The 19082-nt window shown below is 68.9% G+C and carries 23 protein-coding genes; 13 read left to right on the top strand and 10 right to left on the bottom strand.

What is annotated here, in order from left to right; translation table 11 throughout:
- Positions 1–246: 246 nt before the first annotated feature.
- On the top strand, positions 247–888 hold the full coding sequence (locus C8D87_RS25270; RefSeq protein ID WP_112228616.1) for a DedA family protein: 642 nt from the start codon (positions 247–249) through the stop codon (positions 886–888).
- On the opposite strand, the gene C8D87_RS25265 is transcribed toward C8D87_RS25270, so the two are convergent.
- The 4 genes from C8D87_RS25265 to C8D87_RS25250 form a co-directional block, all read right to left on the bottom strand.
- Positions 878–1903: an amidohydrolase family protein gene (locus C8D87_RS25265; protein WP_112228615.1), complete on the bottom strand. Its 1026-nt coding sequence runs from the start codon at positions 1901–1903 to the stop codon at positions 878–880. The genes C8D87_RS25270 and C8D87_RS25265 overlap by 11 nt on opposite strands.
- Positions 1904–1962: 59 nt before the next feature.
- Positions 1963–4209, bottom strand: coding sequence for a catalase/peroxidase HPI (gene katG / locus C8D87_RS25260; RefSeq protein ID WP_112228614.1), 2247 nt, complete (start codon positions 4207–4209; stop codon positions 1963–1965).
- A gap of 18 nt (positions 4210–4227) precedes the next feature.
- Positions 4228–4662 carry a Fur family transcriptional regulator gene (locus C8D87_RS25255; protein ID WP_109639941.1) on the bottom strand — a complete coding sequence of 145 codons (435 nt, stop codon included), beginning with the start codon at positions 4660–4662 and terminating at the stop codon, positions 4228–4230.
- A gap of 66 nt (positions 4663–4728) precedes the next feature.
- Positions 4729–6123: an aminotransferase-like domain-containing protein gene (locus tag C8D87_RS25250; protein WP_112228613.1), complete on the bottom strand. Its 1395-nt coding sequence runs from the start codon at positions 6121–6123 to the stop codon at positions 4729–4731.
- Here C8D87_RS25250 and C8D87_RS25245 point away from each other — a divergent pair.
- Genes C8D87_RS25245 through C8D87_RS25235 form a run of 3 tightly spaced genes read left to right on the top strand, consistent with a single transcriptional unit; the run spans position 6122 to position 7785 of the window.
- Positions 6122–7039, top strand: a complete 918-nt coding sequence (locus C8D87_RS25245) for a DMT family transporter (RefSeq protein ID WP_112228612.1) — start codon at positions 6122–6124, stop codon at positions 7037–7039. The two genes, C8D87_RS25250 and C8D87_RS25245, sit on opposite strands and share 2 nt — an antisense overlap.
- A 39-nt stretch (positions 7040–7078) precedes the next feature.
- Positions 7079–7423, top strand: coding sequence for an MmcQ/YjbR family DNA-binding protein (locus tag C8D87_RS25240; protein WP_112228611.1), 345 nt, complete (start codon positions 7079–7081; stop codon positions 7421–7423).
- Positions 7420–7785 carry a VOC family protein gene (locus C8D87_RS25235; RefSeq protein ID WP_109639945.1) on the top strand — a complete coding sequence of 122 codons (366 nt, stop codon included), beginning with the start codon at positions 7420–7422 and terminating at the stop codon, positions 7783–7785. The genes C8D87_RS25240 and C8D87_RS25235 overlap by 4 nt, the downstream gene beginning before the upstream one ends.
- Positions 7786–8047: 262 nt before the next feature.
- Here the strand turns inward: C8D87_RS25235 and C8D87_RS25225 are convergent, their stop codons facing one another.
- Complete coding sequence (locus C8D87_RS25225) at positions 8048–8764, bottom strand: serine hydrolase (RefSeq protein ID WP_233442275.1); 717 nt, start codon at positions 8762–8764, stop codon at positions 8048–8050.
- A gap of 278 nt (positions 8765–9042) precedes the next feature.
- Here C8D87_RS25225 and C8D87_RS25220 point away from each other — a divergent pair, with 278 nt between their 5' ends.
- From C8D87_RS25220 to C8D87_RS25210, 3 genes are read left to right on the top strand one after another with little or no spacing between them, the layout of a single operon-like run.
- The gene (locus C8D87_RS25220) at positions 9043–9465 is read left to right on the top strand and encodes a hypothetical protein (RefSeq protein ID WP_233442274.1); all 423 of its coding nucleotides are present in this window, start codon (positions 9043–9045) and stop codon (positions 9463–9465) included.
- Positions 9462–9686, top strand: a complete 225-nt coding sequence (locus C8D87_RS25215) for a helix-turn-helix transcriptional regulator (RefSeq protein WP_325049711.1) — start codon at positions 9462–9464, stop codon at positions 9684–9686. Before C8D87_RS25220 ends, C8D87_RS25215 begins: the two co-directional genes overlap by 4 nt.
- Positions 9683–10627, top strand: a complete 945-nt coding sequence (locus tag C8D87_RS25210; RefSeq protein ID WP_112228608.1) for an NAD(P)-dependent alcohol dehydrogenase — start codon at positions 9683–9685, stop codon at positions 10625–10627. Before C8D87_RS25215 ends, C8D87_RS25210 begins: the two co-directional genes overlap by 4 nt.
- Here the strand turns inward: C8D87_RS25210 and C8D87_RS25205 are convergent.
- Positions 10585–11766, bottom strand: a complete 1182-nt coding sequence (locus C8D87_RS25205; RefSeq protein ID WP_112228607.1) for an amidohydrolase family protein — start codon at positions 11764–11766, stop codon at positions 10585–10587. The genes C8D87_RS25210 and C8D87_RS25205 overlap by 43 nt on opposite strands.
- Before the next feature lie 38 nt (positions 11767–11804).
- Positions 11805–12440 carry a GTP cyclohydrolase II gene (gene ribA, locus C8D87_RS25200; RefSeq protein WP_109639954.1) on the bottom strand — a complete coding sequence of 212 codons (636 nt, stop codon included), beginning with the start codon at positions 12438–12440 and terminating at the stop codon, positions 11805–11807.
- A 93-nt stretch (positions 12441–12533) separates the two neighbouring features.
- On the opposite strand from ribA, the gene C8D87_RS25195 reads away from it, so the two are divergent.
- From C8D87_RS25195 to C8D87_RS25180, 4 genes are read left to right on the top strand one after another with little or no spacing between them, the layout of a single operon-like run.
- Entirely contained in the window at positions 12534–12944 is a 411-nt protein-coding gene (locus tag C8D87_RS25195) for a 6-pyruvoyl trahydropterin synthase family protein (protein ID WP_109639955.1), read from the top strand.
- Entirely contained in the window at positions 12922–13893 is a 972-nt protein-coding gene (locus C8D87_RS25190) for a glycosyltransferase family 4 protein (protein WP_325049710.1), read from the top strand. The genes C8D87_RS25195 and C8D87_RS25190 overlap by 23 nt, the downstream gene beginning before the upstream one ends.
- Positions 13890–14669 (top strand): class I SAM-dependent methyltransferase, encoded by a 780-nt coding sequence (locus C8D87_RS25185; protein WP_112228605.1) that lies wholly within the window; start codon positions 13890–13892, stop codon positions 14667–14669. The genes C8D87_RS25190 and C8D87_RS25185 overlap by 4 nt, the downstream gene beginning before the upstream one ends.
- On the top strand, positions 14669–15631 hold the full coding sequence (locus C8D87_RS25180; RefSeq protein WP_112228604.1) for a lysylphosphatidylglycerol synthase transmembrane domain-containing protein: 963 nt from the start codon (positions 14669–14671) through the stop codon (positions 15629–15631). Before C8D87_RS25185 ends, C8D87_RS25180 begins: the two co-directional genes overlap by 1 nt.
- Here C8D87_RS25180 and C8D87_RS25175 read toward each other — a convergent pair.
- Positions 15545–16237, bottom strand: a complete 693-nt coding sequence (locus tag C8D87_RS25175) for a creatininase family protein (protein ID WP_215732474.1) — start codon at positions 16235–16237, stop codon at positions 15545–15547. The genes C8D87_RS25180 and C8D87_RS25175 overlap by 87 nt on opposite strands.
- Positions 16224–17222, bottom strand: a complete 999-nt coding sequence (locus C8D87_RS25170) for a zinc-dependent alcohol dehydrogenase (RefSeq protein ID WP_112228602.1) — start codon at positions 17220–17222, stop codon at positions 16224–16226. The genes C8D87_RS25175 and C8D87_RS25170 overlap by 14 nt, the downstream gene beginning before the upstream one ends.
- A 41-nt stretch (positions 17223–17263) precedes the next feature.
- On the opposite strand from C8D87_RS25170, the gene C8D87_RS25165 reads away from it, so the two are divergent.
- A complete protein-coding gene (locus tag C8D87_RS25165) occupies positions 17264–17998 on the top strand; it encodes a CDP-alcohol phosphatidyltransferase family protein (RefSeq protein ID WP_112228601.1) in 735 nt (244 codons plus the stop codon).
- Complete coding sequence (locus C8D87_RS25160) at positions 17991–18392, top strand: DoxX family protein (RefSeq protein ID WP_112228600.1); 402 nt, start codon at positions 17991–17993, stop codon at positions 18390–18392. The genes C8D87_RS25165 and C8D87_RS25160 overlap by 8 nt, the downstream gene beginning before the upstream one ends.
- On the opposite strand, the gene C8D87_RS25155 is transcribed toward C8D87_RS25160, so the two are convergent.
- On the bottom strand, positions 18373–19035 hold the full coding sequence (locus tag C8D87_RS25155) for a RibD family protein (protein ID WP_109639963.1): 663 nt from the start codon (positions 19033–19035) through the stop codon (positions 18373–18375). The two genes, C8D87_RS25160 and C8D87_RS25155, sit on opposite strands and share 20 nt — an antisense overlap.
- Positions 19036–19082 lie beyond the last annotated feature (47 nt).

The following is a 19082-nucleotide window of genomic DNA, read 5'->3' as shown; positions in this document are numbered from 1 at the left end:
ACTGGGCACGGGCGTTCTTGTACGACTTGAGGAAGCCGCCCTTGTGGCTGCGCGCCACGGGCCACTTCTTCTGGGCGTACTTGGCGATCACGGTCACGGCGAGGTTCCCCCCGGCATTGTGGTTCTCCGCAGTATCGCCCTGCGGTTTCCCCCGCGATTCCCGATGGAGCACCTCATGGTGCGCCCGGTTCCCCTTTCCTAGCGTTGATCTCGACCAATTCCTTCGTCATCGCAAGGGGAAACACGATGCTGGCTGAATGGGCCGTCGGCCTGATGGAAGAACTGGGCGGCGTGGGGGCGGCCGTCGTGGTCGGGCTCGACAACCTGTTCCCGCCGATCCCGAGCGAACTGGTGCTGCCACTGGCCGGCTTCTCCGCGAGCAAAGGCGTGTTCAGCCTGCCCGCGGCCCTGTTCTGGACCACGCTGGGCTCGGTCGCCGGTGCCGTCATCGTCTACTTCGCGGGCATGCTCCTGGGACGCGACCGCACCCGCCGCCTGGTGGCCCGCATTCCTCTGGTGAACGTGTCCGACTTCGACAAAACCGAGGCCTGGTTCACCCGGCACGGCACCAAAGCCGTGTTCTTCGGCCGAATGGTGCCGTTGTTCCGCAGTTTCATCTCGCTGCCCGCAGGCGTCGAACGCATGAACTTCCCGGTGTTCCTGGCGCTGACGACGCTGGGCAGCCTGATCTGGAACACCGTCTTCGTGAGCGCGGGCTACCTGCTCGGCGAGAACTGGCACCGCGTCGAGTCCTATGCGGGCGTCTTCCAGAAGCTCGTGCTCGCCACCGTGGCCGTCGCCCTCGCCCTGTTCGTGGTGACGCGCCTGCGCCGGCGCTCGAAGGGGGACCCGGAGGCCACGCAGGTGCTCCCGCGGGTCAGGCGATGACGTTGCCGCGCAACACGATCCGCTTCGGCCGCAACAACACCGACGGATCCTCCACCGGATCCGCCTCGTAGGCCACGACATCGGCGAACCCGCCGTCCACCAGCCCCGGCAGGCCGAGCCACGACCGCGCGGTCCACGACCCGGCCCCGATGGCCGCCTCGACCGGCATCCCCGCCTTGATCAGCCAGGCGATCTCGCCTGCGATCTCGCCGCAGGGCTTGCTGTCCGAGCCCGCCAGCACCGTCACCCCGGCTTCGTGGGCCGCGCGAACAGTGGGAAACGCGTGCTCCCAGCCGCTCAGGATCCACTCCTTGAACCGCGGATCCTTCGACCTGTCCAGGTTCTCCCTCGTCTTGCCGATCGCGGTGAGGGTGGGCACGAACGCCATGCCCTGAGCCGCCATCCGGGGAAGGAGCGAATGATCCAGGTGCATCCCGTGCTCGAGACTGTCCGCACCCGCCAGCACGGCGTTGCGGCAGCCCTTCGCGGTCTGGCAGTGGACCGCGACGCGCCCGCCGACGGCGTGCACGGCCTCGACGGTCGCCGTCAGCACGTCCAGCGGCACGGGCGGATCGTCCGGCATCCAGTCGCCGATCACCTTGCACCAGCCGGCGGCCGAGTCCTCGGCGGCGGCCAGGGGCAGCTCGTCCTCGGTGACCCGCCGGCCGTAGCCCTCGAAGAACCGGCCGGGCGTCGCGAGCCACCTGCCACCGCGGGCGAGCCGCGGCAGATCAGGATCGTCAGCCCTGTCCAGCAACGGATCCGGCGACCCCGGCGACCGCACGGTCAGCACTCCGGCGGCCCGGTGCGCGAGCATGTGCCGCCGGAACAACTCGTGGTCGTAGGCATCGCCGGGCGCCTCCATCCCGGGATGCGAGTGCACGTCGACCAGTCCCGGCAGCAGCCACAGATCGTCCGAAGTGGACTCGCCGGAAGCGCGCAACCGTTCCCCGTCCACGACGAACGAGACCGGAGTGCGCGAAGGCAGAGCGATGCCCGAGATCCTCACCCCCATGAAAACGAAGGTACCCCAGGCCGGGGGACTGGCCTGGGGTACTCGTCCCGTTCACGGCATCAGGAGAGGCTGGACTCCACGTCGTAGCGGTCCGCGTTCATGACCTTGTTCCACGCGGCGACGAAGTCCTGCACGAACTTCTCCGACGCGTCGTCACTCGCGTAGACCTCGGAGAGGGCGCGCAGCTCCGAGTTCGAGCCGAACACCAGGTCGTTGCGGGTGCCGGTCCACCGGACGGCACCGGTGGCGCGGTCGCGGCCCTCGAAGTTCTCCTGGTCCTCGGTGACCGACTTCCACTCCGTCTCCATGTCGAGCAGGTTGACGAAGAAGTCGTTGGTCAGCGTCTCCGGCTTCTGCGTGAGAACGCCGGCGGTCGAACCGCCGTGGTTCGCACCCAGCACGCGCAGACCACCCACGAGCACGGTCATCTCCGGCGCGGAGAGGCCGAGCAGGTTGGCCTTGTCGATCAGCAGGTACTCCGACGGCAGCGGGTTGGCCTTGGTGCCGTAGTTGCGGAAGCCGTCGACCTTGGGCTCCAGCACCGCGAACGACTCGGCGTCGGTCTGCTCCTGCGTGGCGTCGGTGCGGCCCGCGAGGAACGGCACCTCGACCTCGTGGCCGGCCGCCTTCGCGGCCTGCTCGATCGCCGCGGCACCGCCGAGGACGATCAGGTCGGCCAGCGAGACCTTCTTGCCGCCGGTCTGGGCGCTGTTGAACGCCTCCTGCACGCCTTCCAGCGCACGCAGGACCTGCGCGAGCTGGTCGGGCTCGTTGACCTCCCAGCCGCGCTGCGGCTCGAGGCGGATGCGGGCACCGTTCGCGCCACCGCGCTTGTCGCTCTGGCGGAACGTCGACGCGGACGCCCACGCCGTCTTGACGAGCTGCGAGACCGAGAGGCCGGTCTCCAGGATCTTGGCCTTCAGCGCCGCGACGTCGGCGGCGTCGATCAGCTCGTAGTCGCGGACCGGCAGGCGGTCCTGCCAGATCAGCTCCTCCTGCGGCACCTGCGGGCCGAGGTAGCGCTGGATCGGGCCCATGTCGCGGTGGGTCAGCTTGAACCACGCGCGGGAGAACGCCTCGGCGAACGCCTCGTGGCTCTCCGCGAACTTGCGCGAGATCGGCTCGTAGATCGGGTCGAAGCGCAGCGCGAGGTCCGTGGTCAGCATCATCGGCGTGCGGTTGAGCGTGCCGTCCTCGGGGTCCGGCACGGTGTTGGCGCCGGCGCCGTCCTTCGGCTTCCACTGGTGCGCGCCGGCCGGGGACTTGGTGAGCTCCCACTCGAACTCGAACAGGTTCTTGAAGAACAGGTTCGTCCACTTGGTGGGCTGCTGCGTCCAGGTCACCTCGAGGCCCGACGTGATGGTGTCGCGGCCCTTGCCGGTGCCGTGCGTGCTGATCCAGCCGAAGCCCTGCGCGTCCATCAGCGAGCCCTCGGGCTCCGCGCCGACGAGCGACGGGTCACCGGCACCGTGCGCCTTGCCGAAGGTGTGGCCACCGGCGATGAGCGCGACGGTCTCCTCGTCGTTCATGCCCATGCGGCCGAACGTCTCGCGGATGTCGCGGGCGGCGGCCAGCGGGTCCGGGTTGCCGTTGGGGCCCTCCGGGTTGACGTAGATGAGACCCATCTGGACCGCGGCCAGCGGGGACTCGAGGTCGCGCTCACCGCTGTAGCGCGTGTCGCCGCCGAGCCACTCGGTCTCCGGGCCCCAGTACACGTCCTCGTCCGGCTCCCACACGTCCGCGCGGCCACCGGCGAAGCCGAAGGTCTTGAAGCCCATGGTCTCCAGCGCGCGGTTGCCCGTGAAGATCATGAGGTCGGCCCAGGAGACCTTCTTGCCCCACTTCTTCTTGACCGGCCACAGCAGACGGCGGGCCTTGTCCAGGTTGCCGTTGTCCGGCCAGCTGTTGAGCGGAGCGAAGCGCTGCATGCCCGCGCCGGCGCCACCGCGGCCGTCGTGGGTGCGGTAGGTGCCCGCACTGTGCCACGCCATGCGGATCATGAAGGGGCCGTAGTGCCCGAAGTCCGCGGGCCACCAGTCCTTCGACTCGGTCAGCACGGCGTCGACGTCGCGCGCCAGCTCGTCGAGGTCGACGGTCAGGAACTCCTGGCCGTAGTCGAACTCGCCACCCATGGGGTTGGCCTGGACGGGGTGCTTGCGGAGGATCCGGAGGTTGAGCTGCTTGGGCCACCAGTCGCGGTTGCCACCGCCCTCGGTGGGGTGGCTGAGTCGCCCGTGCGCGACCGGGCAGCCGCCAGCCTCCTCCACGTTCAGCTCGCTCAACTTCGCGTCAGTGCTGTCGGACACGGGAATCCTTCCGGGTGTTCAGGAACTTTTCGCGGCGGTCGTGCACTCGGGGCAGGTGCCCCAGTAGATGACCTCGGCCTCGTCGATGACGAAGCCGTGGTCGTCGGATGCGTCCAGGCACGGCGCGGCGCCGACAGAACAGTCGACGTCGGCGATGGCGCCGCAGGATCTGCAGACGACGTGGTGGTGGTTGTCCCCGACGCGCGCCTCGTAACGCGCGACGGAGCCCTGGGGTTCGATGCGGCGCAGCAGGCCGGCACCGGTCAACGCGCGGAGCACGTCGTACACGGCCTGGTGGGAGACAGCACCGAGGTTCTGACGCACGACACCGATGATCGAGTCCGTGTCGGCGTGCGGGTGTTCGTGCACCGCGGACAGCACAGCTATCCGCGGAGCCGTCACCCGCAGTGACGCTCCACGCAACAGGCGCTCGAAGTCGGAAGCCGTGGGCACGGGACCACCATGCCGCCTTTTCTTGAGCGAGTCAAGTTACTGAATGATGCCATTCAAGTGAACCGGTCAGCGCCGCGCGGCGGCCACGGCGCCGGCCAGCCGCCGCACGCCCTCGGCGAGCACGTGCTCCGGTGCTCCGCCGTAGGTCAAACGAAGAAAACTGCCCCGTGGTTCAGCGGCGAACCACGGCCGTCCCGGGAACACGACGACGTCGCGCGCGGCGGCCGCCGCCGTCAGCTCCAGGTCGTCGAAGTCGTCCGGCAGCTTCGCCCACAGGTGCAGACCGCCGGACGACCGCGCGACCTCGAGCTCGGGCAGGTGTTCGCGGATCGCGTGAGCCAGAGCGTCGCGCCTGGACCTCAAGGACAGCTGCAGCATGCGCAGGTGCCGGCGCCACACCGGCGACGTCACGAAGTCGATCGCCGCATCCTGCAGCGGCCCCGCGACGTACAGGTCCTGCTTCGACCGCGTGTTCTTCAACCGGATGCCCGCGGGCCCCCGTGCCCCGATCACGGCGACGCGCAGGCCGGGCGCGGCGACCTTGGTCAGCGACCGGACGTAGACGACGTGCCCGTCGGTGTCGTGCGCCGCGAGTGTCGGGGGCGCGGTGCCGTCGATGGTGAGGCCGCGCGCCCAGTCGTCCTCGACGAGGAACGCGCCCGCCGCGCGGACGACCCGCACGACCTCGGGCCGCCGCTGCTCGGACAGCACGGCGCCGTGCGGGTTCGCGTGCAGCGGCTGGCAGTAGAAGAGCTTCGCGCCGGTCCGCTCGAACGCGGCCTGGAGCAGGTCCGGCCGCACTCCGTCCTGGTCCGCCGGCACGGGCACGACCTTCAGTCCGGCGTCGCGCGCGGCCGCGATCGCGCCGAGGTAGGTGGGCGACTCGACGAGGACGGCGTCACCGCGGTCGCCGAGCCCGCGAAACACGGTCGCGAGCGCCTCCTGTGCACCCGCGCACACCGTCATGTCGCCGGCCCTGAGCTCGCCGCCGGCCTCCTTCGCGAACCAGGCGCGCAGCTCCTCCCTGCCCTCGACCGGCACGCGCCCCCACGAGGCGGGCCTGCGCGCCGCCCGGCTGAGCGCGGCACCGAGCGCCTCCGCCGGCTGCAGGTCGGGATCGAGGTAGCCGCTGGACAACGGGATGGCTTCCGGCTTCGGCACCGCGAGGAGGTTCGCCACGAGGTCCTCGCCCGGCCTGCCCTCGCCGAGCGCGACGGCCTGCCACGACAGGTCCTGGTGGTTGGTGACGGGCCGCTGGGCGACGTAGCTGCCGCGCCCCGGCCGCACCTCGACCAGCCCTTCGGCCGCCACGCGCTGAATCGCCTGCTGCACCGTCGCGGGCGAGGCCCGATGCCGAGCCATCAGATCGCGCACCGACGGCATCCGATCGCCCGCGCGCCCGGCAAGTGCCGCAGCTCTCAGGTCCTCGATAACGCGAGCGGCTGCGTTATCCTCATTCATGAGAGCCAAGAGTAACGTTATCGTCCCAGCGGGGGTAACACTCGGCGCGCTGGGCGTCCTGGGTTTCAGCTTCTCGCTGCCGGCGACTCGCCTGGCAGTGGCCGGGCTCGACCCGTGGTTCGTGGCGTTCGGCCGCGCCCTCGTCGCCGGAGTCCTGGCGATCGCCTACCTGGCGTTATCTCGCGCGCCACTCCCAACGGTAACGCAGCTCCGACGCCTGGTGATCGTCGCCGCGGGCATCGTGGTCGGCTTCCCGCTCTTCACGTCCCTGGCTCTCACCACCCAAACCTCTGCCCACGGCGCCGTGGTGATCGCCGTGCTGCCGATGTGCACCGCGGTCTGGGCGGTCGTGCGCGCCGCCGAACGCCCGCCGGTGGCGTTCTGGCTCGCCAGCGGCGCGGGCCTGCTGGCAGTGCTGGCGTTCGTCGCGACCGGCGGCGGCCTCTCCGGCTCCCTGAGCCTCGCCGACGCCTACCTGCTCATCGCCGTCTTGTTGTGCGGCCTGGGTTACGCAGAGGGCGGCGCCCTGTCCCGCGAGCTGGGCGGGGCCCGGACCATCTGCTGGGCCCTGGTCGTCTCCCTGCCCGCGACCATCCCGATCTCCTTGTACACAGCCGACTTCTCGCGTGCCACACCGGTCGTCTGGCTCAGCTTCGCCTACGTGGCCCTGATCTCGATGTTCCTGGGCTTCTTCGCCTGGTACGCGGGACTGGCGGCGGGCGGCGTCGCCAAGATCGGCCAGATCCAGCTGGCCCAACCGGTGCTCACCCTGATGTGGTCGGCCGTGGTCCTGGGCGAACCGGTCGGCTGGCCGGCCCTGGCCACCGCGGCCGTGGTTGTCGTCTGCGTCGTGCTGACCCAGCGCAGCCGTGTTCCGGCAACGACGGCGGTCGCCGATCCCCAACCGGTCCGCTGACGGTTTTATACTGCCTGCCTTCGGCTTTGGGGGTCGGCAGTGGCGACGAGCAAGCAACTCTTCAAGATCGTGGACGCGCTGGCGGAGGTGCAGCGCTCCTCCGGTCAGCAGTACGACACGTTCCGGGTGCGGGGCAAGGTGTTCGGCTACTTCTGGCCGCGCACGCAGACCGTTGGCCTCAAGCAGACGTTGTCGGAGCAGCGGGCGCTGGTGGCCGAGCGGCCGGACGTGTTCGAGGAGCAGTTCACGGCGGGCGGGTTCGGCTGGGTCGTGGTGTACCTGGAGGGCGTCGAGGCCGACGAGCTGCGGGAGCTGGCGTTCGAGGCGTGGCGGCTGTCGGCGCCGGACGAGCTCGTGGCCCAGGTGCCGGACCTCGCGCGATGACCAGGGTCAAGTTCGAGCTGCCTGCCGACGATCTCGCACGGGCCACGGCGTTCTACCGCGAGGTTTTCGGGTGGGCGGCGCAGAAGCTGCCGTTCGAGTACGTGCTGGTCGACACCGATGGGGAGCCGGTCGACCCGCAGGACGCGGACGGCGGGATCTCTCCGCGCACCGAGTTCGTGCAGGGGCCGGTGCTGATCATCGAGGTGCCGAGCATCGACGACGTGGCGCCGAAGGTCACGGCAGCGGGTGGCACGCTCCTCAACGCCAAGGAGCGGGTGGGCGACTACGGCTTCTCGCAGTACGTCAAGGACAGCGAGGGAACCGTGCTGTGCCTGTGGGAATCCATCGCGGACGCCACGTGATCCCGAGTCACGAGCCGGGTCCTGATTGGACCACCGGACGGGTGCTACCTTTCCGCGCGTGACAGGGGGAAGACGATGACCAGGCAGCACACCGTGATCGACGGCGTCGGTGCCGTTGCTGCGTCGGTCCGAACGAGGACAACGCGCCCCGTGACGGCGTGCTGACCGCGCAGTCCGTGGCCGATTGCGTGTTGTTCGCGGTGAACCAGCCACGCGACTGCTTCATCCGCTCGTTCCACTTCGAGCCGATGTCCTGAGTGGATCAGCGGAACAGGATGCGGGCGATCTCCGTGGCGGTCTCGCGGCCCTCGTCGTAACCGCCCTCGCCCTTGAGGTTGTTCATGATCGCGAGCGTGTACCGCTCGTCCGGCCCGACGAACCCGACGGAGTTCATCACCCAGCCGCTGTCCTCCTGCGACCAGCCGTTCTTCGTGCCGGAGCCGGGACCCCACACACCCCACTGCTGTTCGGGACCGACCTGGCGCATCTGCCCGACGATGTAGGCGCGGTCCTCGGCTGGAACGGTGTCGAGCACGTAGTTGATCAGCCGGTCGAGGTCGTTCGCCGTGCACTTCTCGTAGCCCCAGTAGGGGAAAGTGGCCGAATAGCCCCTTTGTGCCACCAAACCGGTCATTCCGTACTTGGGGAACGCCGCGTTGAACGTCGAGCCCGTGTACCGCTTCCACAACGTGTCCGCGGCGTCGTCGTCGGAACTGTGCAGCATCGCGTTCATCAGCCGACGGTCGTCACCGGTCAGCTTGATCTTGCCCGATCGGTTGCGCTCCAGCAGGTTCACCACCATGGCGAGCTTGATCGTCGATGCGGTCCACGTCAGCTCGTCCGCGTGGTCGTTGCGCCACATCGCCCCGGTCTTGCGGTCGCGCAGCACGATGCCGACGGTGCCCGGCCTGGTCTCGGCGTAGTTCTTCGCGTCCTGGACGCGCCGCTGGAACTCGCATTCGAGGCCGCTGTCGGGCATCGGGCAGACCTGGGGCGTTGCGACCAGAGGCGCCGCCGCCGGCGTGTGTTGCGTACGTGCGGCGGCTGGTGGTTCCGCCGTCACCGCCTGACCGCACGCGGTGAGGGCAAGCGCGCACGCAACAAGGATCGGACGGAGCATGTGCCGCACGCTATGGGGCTGATCGGCGGTAGTCGACCGCCATACGGACGCGTGATCAAGTAAAAGATGTTTGACTTGGTGTCCGGTTCGCTTTACCTTCGTCGATGTCAGGTTTCTTTGACATCAGGAGTGGGACCGTGGCGTTCGAAGAGAAACGCGCGTGGTCCATGGCGATCATCGCTGTGGTCGGCTACGCCGTGTACGTGCTGGTCATCCTGGGTCGTGCGGCCGGACGGCCGTTGGCAGAGGTGCCGTACGCCAGCACGGCGTTGTGGACGATCGGGATCGGGATCGTCGCGGGCATCCTGTCCGGGATCTGGGCCGGCATCGCGTCGCGTGAGGAAGGCCTGCAGGTCGACGAGCGCGACCGCGAGATCGGCAGGTTCGGCGAGTACGTCGGCCAGTCGTTCGTCGTGATCGGCGGCGTGTCGGCGATGGTGCTGGCGATGGCAGAGGTGGCGCACTTCTGGATCGCGAACGTCCTTTACCTGTGCTTTGTGCTGTCCGCGGTGCTCGGCTCGGTGACGAAGATCGTGGCCTACCGGCGAGGTCTGCAGTGAAGCCGACAAAGGTGACGAACTCCATCCGTGCGCTGCGGTTCGCGCACGGCGAGATGAAGCAGGCCGATCTCGCTTCCGCTGTCGGCGTGACGCGGCAGACGTTGATCACCATCGAGCAGGGCAAGTACTCGCCCTCGCTGGAGGTCGCGTTCCGGATCGCGCGCGTGTTCAAGGTGTCGCTCGAAGAGGTGTTCCAGTACCCGGAGGAGGAGACGACGTGAAGGCCGTGGTGCAACGAAGATACGGATCGGCGGTGCTCGGTGACCTGGACGTGCCTGTGCCCGGGCAGGACGAGGTTCTGCTGGAGGTGCGGGCTGCGGGGGTCGACATGGGCACCTGGCACCTGCTGAGCGGGAGGCCGTACCTGTTGCGGGTCATCGGGTTCGGCTTCCGCGGGCCGAAGTCGCCGGTGCCGGGCATGGATGTGTCCGGTGTGGTGCGGGAGATCGGGCCGGGTGTGACCGGGTTCGCGGTCGGTGACGAGGTGTTCGGCGTGTGCTCGGGGTCGTTCGCCGAGTACGCCGTCGCTCCGGTCTCGAAGCTGGCGCGCAAGCCGGAGGTGTTGTCGTTCACGGAGGCGGCCGCGGTGCCGATCTCGGGCGGGACGGCGTTGCAGGCGTTGCGCGGCGTTCACCCGGGGCAACGGGTTCTGGTGCTCGGCGCCGGTGGCGGCGTCGGCTCGTACGGGGTGCAGATTGCACGGGCGCTCGGTGCGCACGTGACAGGGGTGTGCAGCACGCCCAAGGTGGAACTGGTGCGTGAGTTGGGTGCGCAAGAGGTCGTGGACTACACGGTCGCTGATTTCACCGGCACGTACGACCTCATCCTCGACTGCGGTGGGCACAGGTCGTTGTCACGGCTGCGCAAGGCATTGACCCCGGCCGGAACGCTGGTGCTGGTGGGTTCCGAGACCACGGAGCCGCTGCTGGGCGGGTTCGACCGCGCGCTGCGGGCCATGGCGCTGAACCCGTTCGTGTCGCAGAAACTCGTCACGCTGATGTCCCGGGAACGCGGCGCGGACTACGACGAGCTGGGCGTGATGATCGAGGCCGGCGCCGTCAAACCCGCTGTGGACCGGACTTTTCCGTTGTCCGCAGCGGTCGACGCGATCTCGTACGTCTACACGCGACGGTCGGCAGGCAAGGTCGTCGTCACGATCTGACCACCGATGATCACGGTGGTGACGTCGTGCAGCGCCGTGATGTCCCGCATGGGATTTCCGCGCACGGCGATGATGTCCGCGTCCCAGCCGGGCTTCAGCACTCCCTTGGTGACACCGCAGACCTTCGCGGCCTGACTGGTGGCACTCGCCAGCGCACCCCTGTTCGGCACGCCGCCCTTGACCAGGTCGACGACCGAGTAGGCGATTGCTCCGTGCGGTTTCCCGGCAGCGATGCCCCCATCCGTACCCGCGACGGTCTTCACGCCGTGGTCGTACATCAGGCCCGCCATGCTGACCTTGGTGGCGTAGCTCATGCCGATCTTGTCCCACGCCTCCTTCATGAAGGGTGGTGGCTCCTGTGTGACACCGAGCGTGTGACAGACCGCGATGTCCGCCTCCGCCAAGGCGTCCAGCAGGTCGTCCGGGACGTGCATGCCTCGATCGGTGAGGCAGGAGAGGTGTTCGATGCCGTCCACCCCCGCGGCCACGGCCCGCTGCGCCGCGGTCAGGCTGTGGGCGTGGGCGGTCACCGGCAGGCCGTGGGCGTGCGCCTCCTCGACCACGACCCGGAGCTCCTGCTCGGTGAACTGGCAGTCGCCGACGGCGGTGCCCGGCGTCGCGAACCCGCCGCTGGCCATGATCTTGACGACGTCGACCTTGCGCTCGGCCCTCTCCCGCACGGCACGGCGGAGCTCGTCCTCGCCGGCCGCCTCGCCGCCCATCGGCCAGCAGTGGCCCCGCGGGCAGGTGATGGGCGGGCCGGAGGCGAGAACGCGCTGACGGTGCTTCGAGCGCTGCTCGACCACGGCCCACTGCCGGTCACCCAGGTCGCGGACCGTGGTCACACCGGCCCTCAGGTGGCGGCCGAGGCTGTCCTCGATCACCGCGTCGAGGTGTTCCGGCGAGAAGTCAGGAAGGCGGTCGAGCGCTCCGTTCTCGCTGTCCGCGCACAGGTGGACGTGGGTGTCGATCAGTCCGGGTAGGACGGTGGCGGTGCCGAGATCGACGACCTCGGCACCGGGAACGTCCGGATGGCCCTGCTCGACCGCTTTGATCGTGCCGTTCTCGATCAGGACCGTGACCGGCCCGGCGAGCGAGTGCTCACCGTCGAACGCACGCCCAGCACGCAGCGCCAGCATCGGGACATTCTGAGCGCCACATGCTGGGAAAGCAATGGTCAGCGCGCGTGCGGGAGCTGCGAGAACTCCTCGACCTGCGGGAGGTCGTGCCCGAGCCGGTCACGCTTCGCCGTCAGGTACGCGATGTTGTGCGTGTTCGGCGCCATCAGCAACGGCACCCGCGAGGTCACGGGAATCCCGTTCTCCTCCAGCGCCGCGATCTTGTCCGGGTTGTTGGACATGAGACGCACGGACTGGACGCGGAGGTGCCGGAGCACTCTGGCCGCGGGCGTGTAGTCGCGAATGTCCACGGGCAGGCCGAGCGACGTCGCCGAGTCCAGGGTGTCGAGGCCGGCGTCCTGCAGGACGTGGGTGCGGACCTTCGCCACCAAACCGATTCCGCGGCCCTCATGGCCACGCAGGTAGACGAGGATGCCGCTGCCCTCGCGCACGATGGTGCTCAGCGCTGCGTCGAGCTGTTCGCCGCACTCGCACCGCATGGCGCCGAAGATGTCACCGGTCATGCACTCGGAGTGGATGCGCACCAGCACGTTCTCGCGCAGCTTCGTCTTGCCGTAGACGAGGGCCATGTGCTCGTGACCGTCCGCACGGAAAGCGACCGCGCGGAACGTGCCACGGCGGGTCACCAGGTCGGACTCCGCCACGTCCTCGTCGTTGAAGGCCTGTTCGAACATCTAGGGTCCCCTCGTCCACCTGGCGCCTTCCGAACGTCAACTACGCTCGGGTGCGAGGTCGCACCGTAACCCGACCGCACAGCGGAGGTCACCCTGTTCAGCATCACCGTCCGCGATCACGTGATGATCGCCCACAGTTTCCGCGGCGAGGTCTTCGGTCCGGCACAACGTCTGCATGGAGCAACGTTCCTGGTGGACGCAACGTTCAAACGTGCCGAACTCGATTCCGACAACATCGTTGTCGACATCGGACTCGCGACCCAGGAGCTGAACAAGGTCCTGGCCGCGTTCAACTACCGCAACCTGGACGAGGAGCCGCAGTTCGCGGGCATCAACACGTCCACGGAGTGGCTCGCCAAGCACATCGCGGACCAGCTCGCGGAGAAGATCTCGGAGGGCGCTCTCGGTGAGGGTGCTCACGGCATCGATGCGATCGCCGTCACACTCCACGAGTCGCACGTGGCGTGGGCGAGCTACGAACGTGCACTTCGTACTGCCGGCTGACGTCGACGATCCGGCCAGTCCCAGCGGCGGCAACGTCTACGACCTCCGGGTCGGAGCAGGGCTGAACCGCCTGACCGTCGCTGGTGACTGGCCGCGACCGCGCGACACCACAGCGTTGGAGCAAACGCTTGCGGGCATTCCCGACGGGGACGTCGTCCTCGTCGACGGCCTGGTCGGCTGCGGTCTGCCGGAAGTGGTCGTGCCGCACGCGCGACGGCTGAAGCTCGCCGTGCTCGTGCACCTGCCGCTGGCCGACGAGACCGGGCTCGATCCCGCGACGGCCGCGCTGCTCGACGAGAAGGAACGGCAGGTCCTGAGGGCTGCGAGCGCGGTCATCGCGACCAGCCCGACGGCCGCGCACAACCTCAGGGCCAGGCACGGGCTCGGCACCGTCCACGTCGTCGTTCCCGGCACCGACCCGGCCCCGGTCGCACGGGGCGCGGACGGCGTCAGCCAACTCCTCTGCGTTGCCTCGATCACACCTCGCAAAGGCCACGACCTGCTGGTCAGGGCCCTGCAGAAGATCGACCACGAGTTCCGGCTCGTCTGCGTGGGGCCGCACCGGCCGTTCCTCGAGACGCTCCCGCACGACGATCGCGTCAGCTTTCCCGGACCGCTCACCGGCGAGGCTCTGACCAGCGCGTATGCCAAGTCGGACCTCTTCGTGCTGGCGTCGCGTGCCGAGACCTGGGGCATGGTCGTCACCGAGGCGCTCGCGAGAGGTCTGCCGGTGATCGCGAGCGCCGTACCGGACGCCCTCGGCGACGGCGGCCTGCTGCTCCCCGCGGGCGATCAAGACGCATTGGAAGCTGCACTAACACGGTGGTTCCATGATCCAGAATTCCGCCGGGAGCTGCGGGCGAAAGCGCTGACCCGGCGAGCAAGTTTGTCCACTTGGGACGAATCCACAGAGGACCTGCGGAGGGTGCTGGTTAGTCTGCGGCCATGACCTTCTCGCCGGAATGGCTGGCACTGCGGGAGAAAGCGGACGCCGAGGCACGCTCGACCGAGCTCGTCGACGTGGTCCGCGCAACTCTGGTGAACCGAAACCCACTGACGATCCGTGACCTGGGTTGTGGCACGGGATCGATGGGACGATGGCTCGCCGGGAGGCTCGGCGGCGTACAGCACTGGGTGCTGCACGACCGCGACCCCCGGCTGCTCGCGCTGGCGGAGGCCGGCATGAGCGCCATCGAGAACGTCACCGCCGAGACGCGTGAGGGCGACCTCACCGCGCTCACCGCCACCGACCTCGCGGGCGCCGACCTGGTCACATGTTCCGCGTTGCTCGACTTGCTCACTGCTGACGAGATGAACGCTCTGGCGGTTGCATGCGTAGAAGCACATGTGCCCGCACTGTTCACGCTCTCGGTGGCAGGCCGGATCGACTTCGACCCGGCCGAGCCGCTCGACGCCGCTTTCCAGGACGCGTTCAACGCTCACCAGCGCCGCGTCGTGGACGGGCGCCGCCTGCTCGGACCGGACGCTCCGGCCGCTGCCGAAGAGGCATTCGCAGCGCTCGGCGCTTCGGTTCGGACGGCACAGAGCCCCTGGCGCCTGAACGCCGACGCCCTGCAGAGGGAGTGGCTGAAGGGCTGGGTCGGTGCGGCGGTCGAGCAGGAACCCGCACTCTCCGCAGAGGCACCGGAGTACCTGCGCCGCAGGTCAGAGGCTTCCGCGGTGGTCCACCACGTCGACCTGCTAGCGATACCGAGGGCTGTCTGATGAAGAAGTTCTGGCCGTGGCTTCGCCTGGTGTTGGCGGTGGCGATCCTGGTGGCGGTGGGCTTGCGCCTGGGCACCGGGGCGTTCGTGGACGGACTGCGCGCGATCGACGCGTTCTCCGTCGCCGCCGCGCTGGCGATCGGGTTCGCGACGACGTTGCTCAGCGCCGGCCGCTGGGTGCTCATCGCGCGCCGCCTCGGCCTGTCGCTGTCCCTGCGCACCGCGGTCAGCGACTACTACCGCGCGCTTCTCGTCAACGCCGTGCTGCCCGCGGGCGTGCTCGGCGACGTGCACCGCGCGGTCAACCACGGCCGTGAGTCCGGCGATGTCGGACGTGGCGTGCGCGCCGTGTTCTTCGAGCGCTTCGCCGGCCAGATGGTGCTCATCGGGATCGGGCTCGCGGTGCTGCTCACGCACCCCGCGCCCGGCCTCGGCCTCGCACCGGACGGCCCGACCGTCGCGCTCGTCCTCGCTGGTCTCGCCGCACTCGTCGTGGTCGGCTGGCGCATCAGGCCTGTGCGGAAAGTGCTGGTCAACACGCTGGCGGACGGTATCCGGCTGCTGTCGTTCAAGACCTGGCCCGCGGTCATCGGGCTGTCGGCCGCCACGGTCGCCGGCTACGTGGCGATGTTCGTGGTCGCCGCCCGCGCCGCCGGGTCGGACGCCACCATCACGCAGCTCGCGCCGGTCGTGGTGCTGGCGCTGCTGATCATGGCGATCCCGGTCAACATCGGCGGGTTCGGGCCGCGCGAGGCGTTCCTCGCGGTGGCCTTCGGTGCCGCCGGCCTCGGCGCCCAGCACGGCTTCACCACGGGCATCGTCTACGGCGTGCTGGCGCTGATCGCGGCTCTGCCCGGCGCGGTCGTGCTGTTCCTGTCACGCCGTACCAAGGTCGAAAAGGCCGAGGTAGTGGCGGAACGACTCGGCCAGCCCCGCGAGCAGGAGCTCGCCCTTGCGCGCTGACGCGAGTGAAGGACGCCCGATGACGCCGGACTCCGTGTACGGCGCCAGACCCAGGGTGAGCAGGTGCCGCCTGTCCTCCGCCAGGTGATCAGCAGTCTCGTAGCCGGGCCGGATCAGATCGGGGTGAGCGTGCAGGAGGATCGAGGTCTCCAGCTCACCCGCGTGCATGTCGCTGTACGCCGAGGTCTCGATGCCCGCCTTCTCCCGCGCGAACGCCCAGTCGTCCCGGCCGGGGAAGAGCGCCAGACCCTCGCCCTCCTGCACGATGTTCGACAGCACGTAGTTGCCGCCGTGCCCGTTCACCAGCACGAGACCCGTGACACCGTTGTGCCGCAAAGAGTCCGCGATGTCCGTGATCACTGAGACCAGCGTGCGCGCGGAGATGCTGACGGTGCCCGGCCAGCCGGCGTGTTCCTGCGAGCACGAGAACTGGATCGGCGGCAGCAGCCGGACCGGGTACTTCGCGGCGATCTCCGACGCGATCGTCCACGCGATCACCGAGTCGGTGGCCAGCGGCAGGTGCGGGCCGTGCTGCTCGGTGCTGCCGACCGGGAGCACGGCCACGCGCCGGTCGCGGACGTCTGTGGTGGTGTCACTCGGAAACATGGGAACCACCGTAGTTAATGTGGCTGTAGTCAATGCGGTGGCACAGCGCGGGAATCTCGCCGTCGGCCAGCCTCGGCATCACGTCGGGCAGCTCCTCGAACCTGCTGTCTCCTGTGATGAGCGCGTCGAACCGGTCGTCGGCGAGCAGGTCGAGGGCGAGCGCCATGCGTTCGGCGTAGGTGCGGTCAGGACGGCCGACCGTGCCGACCTGGCTGCTGCGGATCGTCAACCGTCGCGAGTGGAAGAACTCGCCCAGCGGCACCGCGATCTTCCGGTCGCCGTACCAGCTCAGCTCGACGACCCGGCCTTCCGGGGCGAGCAGGTTCAGCGCGGTGGTGAGGCCGGGTTCCGTCGCGCTGGCGTGGAAGACGAGATCGCAGCCGTCGAGAGCGTTGCCCGGCAAGGCGAAACCGATGCCGAGCTGGTCAGCGACGGCCGCACGGGCGGGATCCGCGTCCACGAGCTGGACGCGCGCGCCGGGGAACGTCGCCAGCACGGCCGCGATGCTCGACCCGACCATGCCGCCGCCGACCACCGCGATCCGGTCGCCGATCAGCGGACGCGCGTCCCACACCGCGTTCACGGCCGTCTCGACGGTGCCCGCGAGCACCGCCCGAGCTGCCGGAACGGTGTCCGGGACGAGGGTGACCGCGGTTTCCGGGACCACGTAACGAGTCTGATGTGGATAGAGGCAGAACACCGTGCGCCCGCGCAGTCGTTCGGGTCCGTGTTCAACGACGCCGACGTTGAGGTACCCGTACTTCACCGGCCACGGGAACTCGCCCTCCTGGAAAGGAGCCCTCATCACCGCGTGCTGGTTCTCCGGCACGCCACCGCGGAAGACGAGGGTCTCCGTGCCGCGGCTGACCCCGGAGAACAGCGTGCGCACCTCGACCTCACCCGGTCCCGGCCCGGCCAGCGTGACCTGCCGAACCTCTCCTTTTCCGGATTCATTGAGCCAAAAGGCACTCGCCGTACGTGTCACTCACAACACCTCCGCCGCACGAAGTTCACCAGGAGCACCTGATGATCACACTTCAGCACACCAGGGCGTCCGCTGTCGTACGCGAGCCTGCCGTCTGGGCGGCCGCCCAGGTACTCCTGCTGGGCGTGGTCGGTGCCACCGCCGGCCTCGGCCCGCTGGGCTGGGCCGCCGGTCTGGCCTACGGGTTCGCCACCTGGGCGTTCCTCGGCTACGGCATGCAACGGCACCGCACGGCCTCCTTGGGGCCTGCTGACCGGGTCACTCTGGCCCGTGGCCTGATGGTCGGCGCCGTGACCGCGCTGGTCGCGGACCGCGCGGGCCAGGACGTGCCGGTCGCGCTGGTCGTGACGCTCGCGGCGGTCGCACTCTCACTCGACTGGGTGGACGGTCAGGTCGCTCGCCGCACCGGCACGTCGACCGCGCTGGGTGCGCGGTTCGACATGGAGGTGGACGCGTTCCTGATCCTGGTGCTCAGCGCGTACGTGGCCGTGCAGATGGGACCGTGGGTGCTCGCGATCGGGCTCATGCGGTACGTGTTCGTGGCCGCGTCGTGGCGCTTCCGTTGGATGAACGCGTCGCTGCCGCCGAGCTACGCGCGCAAGGTCGTGGCCGCGGTGCAGGGCATCTTCCTGGTCGTGGCGGCCTCCGGCGTCCTCCCGTTCGCCGGGGTTCTCGTCGGTCTCGCGCTGGCATCGCTCGTGTGGTCGTTCGGTCGCGATGTCCTCTGGCTCTGGCGCAACGCCGGAGTTCCGGTGGGAGGATCCGGGCATGTCTGAGCAGACCTCGACCGCGGCGAAGATCGGCAACATCGTCGTCTGGATCCTGCAGATCGTGCTCGCGTGGCAGTTCGTGATGAACGGCTACGCGTTGTTCACCGACCAGTTCGTCGCCAAGTTCGACGACATCGGCTTCGGCCAGTGGTTCCGCTACTTCACCGGCGTGCTGGAGATCACCACCGCGATCGGCCTGCTGATCCCGCGCATCTGCGGCCTCGCGGCGCTGGCGCTGGCAGGGATCATGGGAGCTGCGGCCCTCACCGAGCTGTTCCTGGTGACGAACGGCGGCTTCAAGGCCGCCACGATGCCGATCATCTTCATGGTGTGGGCGCTGGTGATCGCGGTCTACCGCCGCGAGCAGATCCTCCGCCCGCTCAGGCTGGTGAAGAGCTGACTTTCGGGAAGTAGCGCAGCACGGCGACGTCCCCGACTTTCGTGACGTCCTCCAGGTGGAATCGGCGCGCCGGTCCGCCGGGGAATTCAGCGGGATTCACGAAACGCGGGGCCGTCGCCTGTCCGATCAGCATCGGCGCGACCGCGATCCGGATCTCGTCGGCGAGTCCCGCTTTGAGGAACGCCGTGTGAATGCTCGTGCCGCCTTCGACCATGAGCTTTCTCACGCCGCGTGCGCCCAGATCGTCCAGAATTTCTGAGAATGAGCTGAACCTTCTGGTTTCGGCGAGGTGGTCGACCGTGGTCGGCGTTGTCGCCGTGTAGACCAGCCGTTCGCCGCCGCAGTGCCAAAACAGCAGCTCAGGATCCAGTTGTCCGCTTCTCGTGACGGTGACCCGCAGTGGGAACTCCGGTTTGCCGTCCGCTATTCTCTGCGCGCGCCGCTCGTCGCTGTAGACGAGCAGTCGTGCGTTGTCGCGCCGCAGCGTCTCGGCCCCGGCCAGAATCGCGTCCGACTCCGCGCGCATCCGGTCGACGTGATCGAAGTCCTCGGCGTTGGAAAGCGGAAACCTCTCGGTGCCGCGATCGTCGATGTGGCCGTCGAGGCTGACGGCGACGCTCAGCAGAACGTGCGGGCGGGTCACAGCCGAGATGGTAGTGCAGTTGAACCGGTCGCGGGTCGTGGTGCGTT

Origin of the sequence: Lentzea atacamensis (genome assembly GCF_003269295.1) — a bacterium.
GTDB lineage: Bacteria > Actinomycetota > Actinomycetes > Mycobacteriales > Pseudonocardiaceae > Lentzea > Lentzea atacamensis.
This window is presented reverse-complemented; position numbering and strand designations above follow the sequence as displayed.

Excerpts from the sequence above, each read along its gene's own strand:
- C8D87_RS25270 (WP_112228616.1), top strand. The coding sequence starts at position 247 with ATGCTGGCTGAATGGGCCGTCGGCCTGATGGAAGAACTGGGCGGCGTG.
- C8D87_RS25265 (WP_112228615.1), bottom strand. The coding sequence starts at position 1,903 with ATGGGGGTGAGGATCTCGGGCATCGCTCTGCCTTCGCGCACTCCGGTC.
- C8D87_RS25245 (WP_112228612.1), top strand. The coding sequence starts at position 6,122 with ATGAGAGCCAAGAGTAACGTTATCGTCCCAGCGGGGGTAACACTCGGC.
- C8D87_RS25250 (WP_112228613.1), bottom strand. The coding sequence starts at position 6,123 with ATGAATGAGGATAACGCAGCCGCTCGCGTTATCGAGGACCTGAGAGCT.
- C8D87_RS25235 (WP_109639945.1), top strand. The coding sequence starts at position 7,420 with ATGACCAGGGTCAAGTTCGAGCTGCCTGCCGACGATCTCGCACGGGCC.
- C8D87_RS25225 (WP_233442275.1), bottom strand. The coding sequence starts at position 8,764 with ATGCCCGACAGCGGCCTCGAATGCGAGTTCCAGCGGCGCGTCCAGGAC.
- C8D87_RS25205 (WP_112228607.1), bottom strand. The coding sequence starts at position 11,766 with ATGCTGGCGCTGCGTGCTGGGCGTGCGTTCGACGGTGAGCACTCGCTC.
- ribA (WP_109639954.1), bottom strand. The coding sequence starts at position 12,440 with ATGTTCGAACAGGCCTTCAACGACGAGGACGTGGCGGAGTCCGACCTG.
- C8D87_RS25185 (WP_112228605.1), top strand. The coding sequence starts at position 13,890 with ATGACCTTCTCGCCGGAATGGCTGGCACTGCGGGAGAAAGCGGACGCC.
- C8D87_RS25180 (WP_112228604.1), top strand. The coding sequence starts at position 14,669 with ATGAAGAAGTTCTGGCCGTGGCTTCGCCTGGTGTTGGCGGTGGCGATC.
- C8D87_RS25175 (WP_215732474.1), bottom strand. The coding sequence starts at position 16,237 with ATGTTTCCGAGTGACACCACCACAGACGTCCGCGACCGGCGCGTGGCC.
- C8D87_RS25165 (WP_112228601.1), top strand. The coding sequence starts at position 17,264 with ATGATCACACTTCAGCACACCAGGGCGTCCGCTGTCGTACGCGAGCCT.
- C8D87_RS25160 (WP_112228600.1), top strand. The coding sequence starts at position 17,991 with ATGTCTGAGCAGACCTCGACCGCGGCGAAGATCGGCAACATCGTCGTC.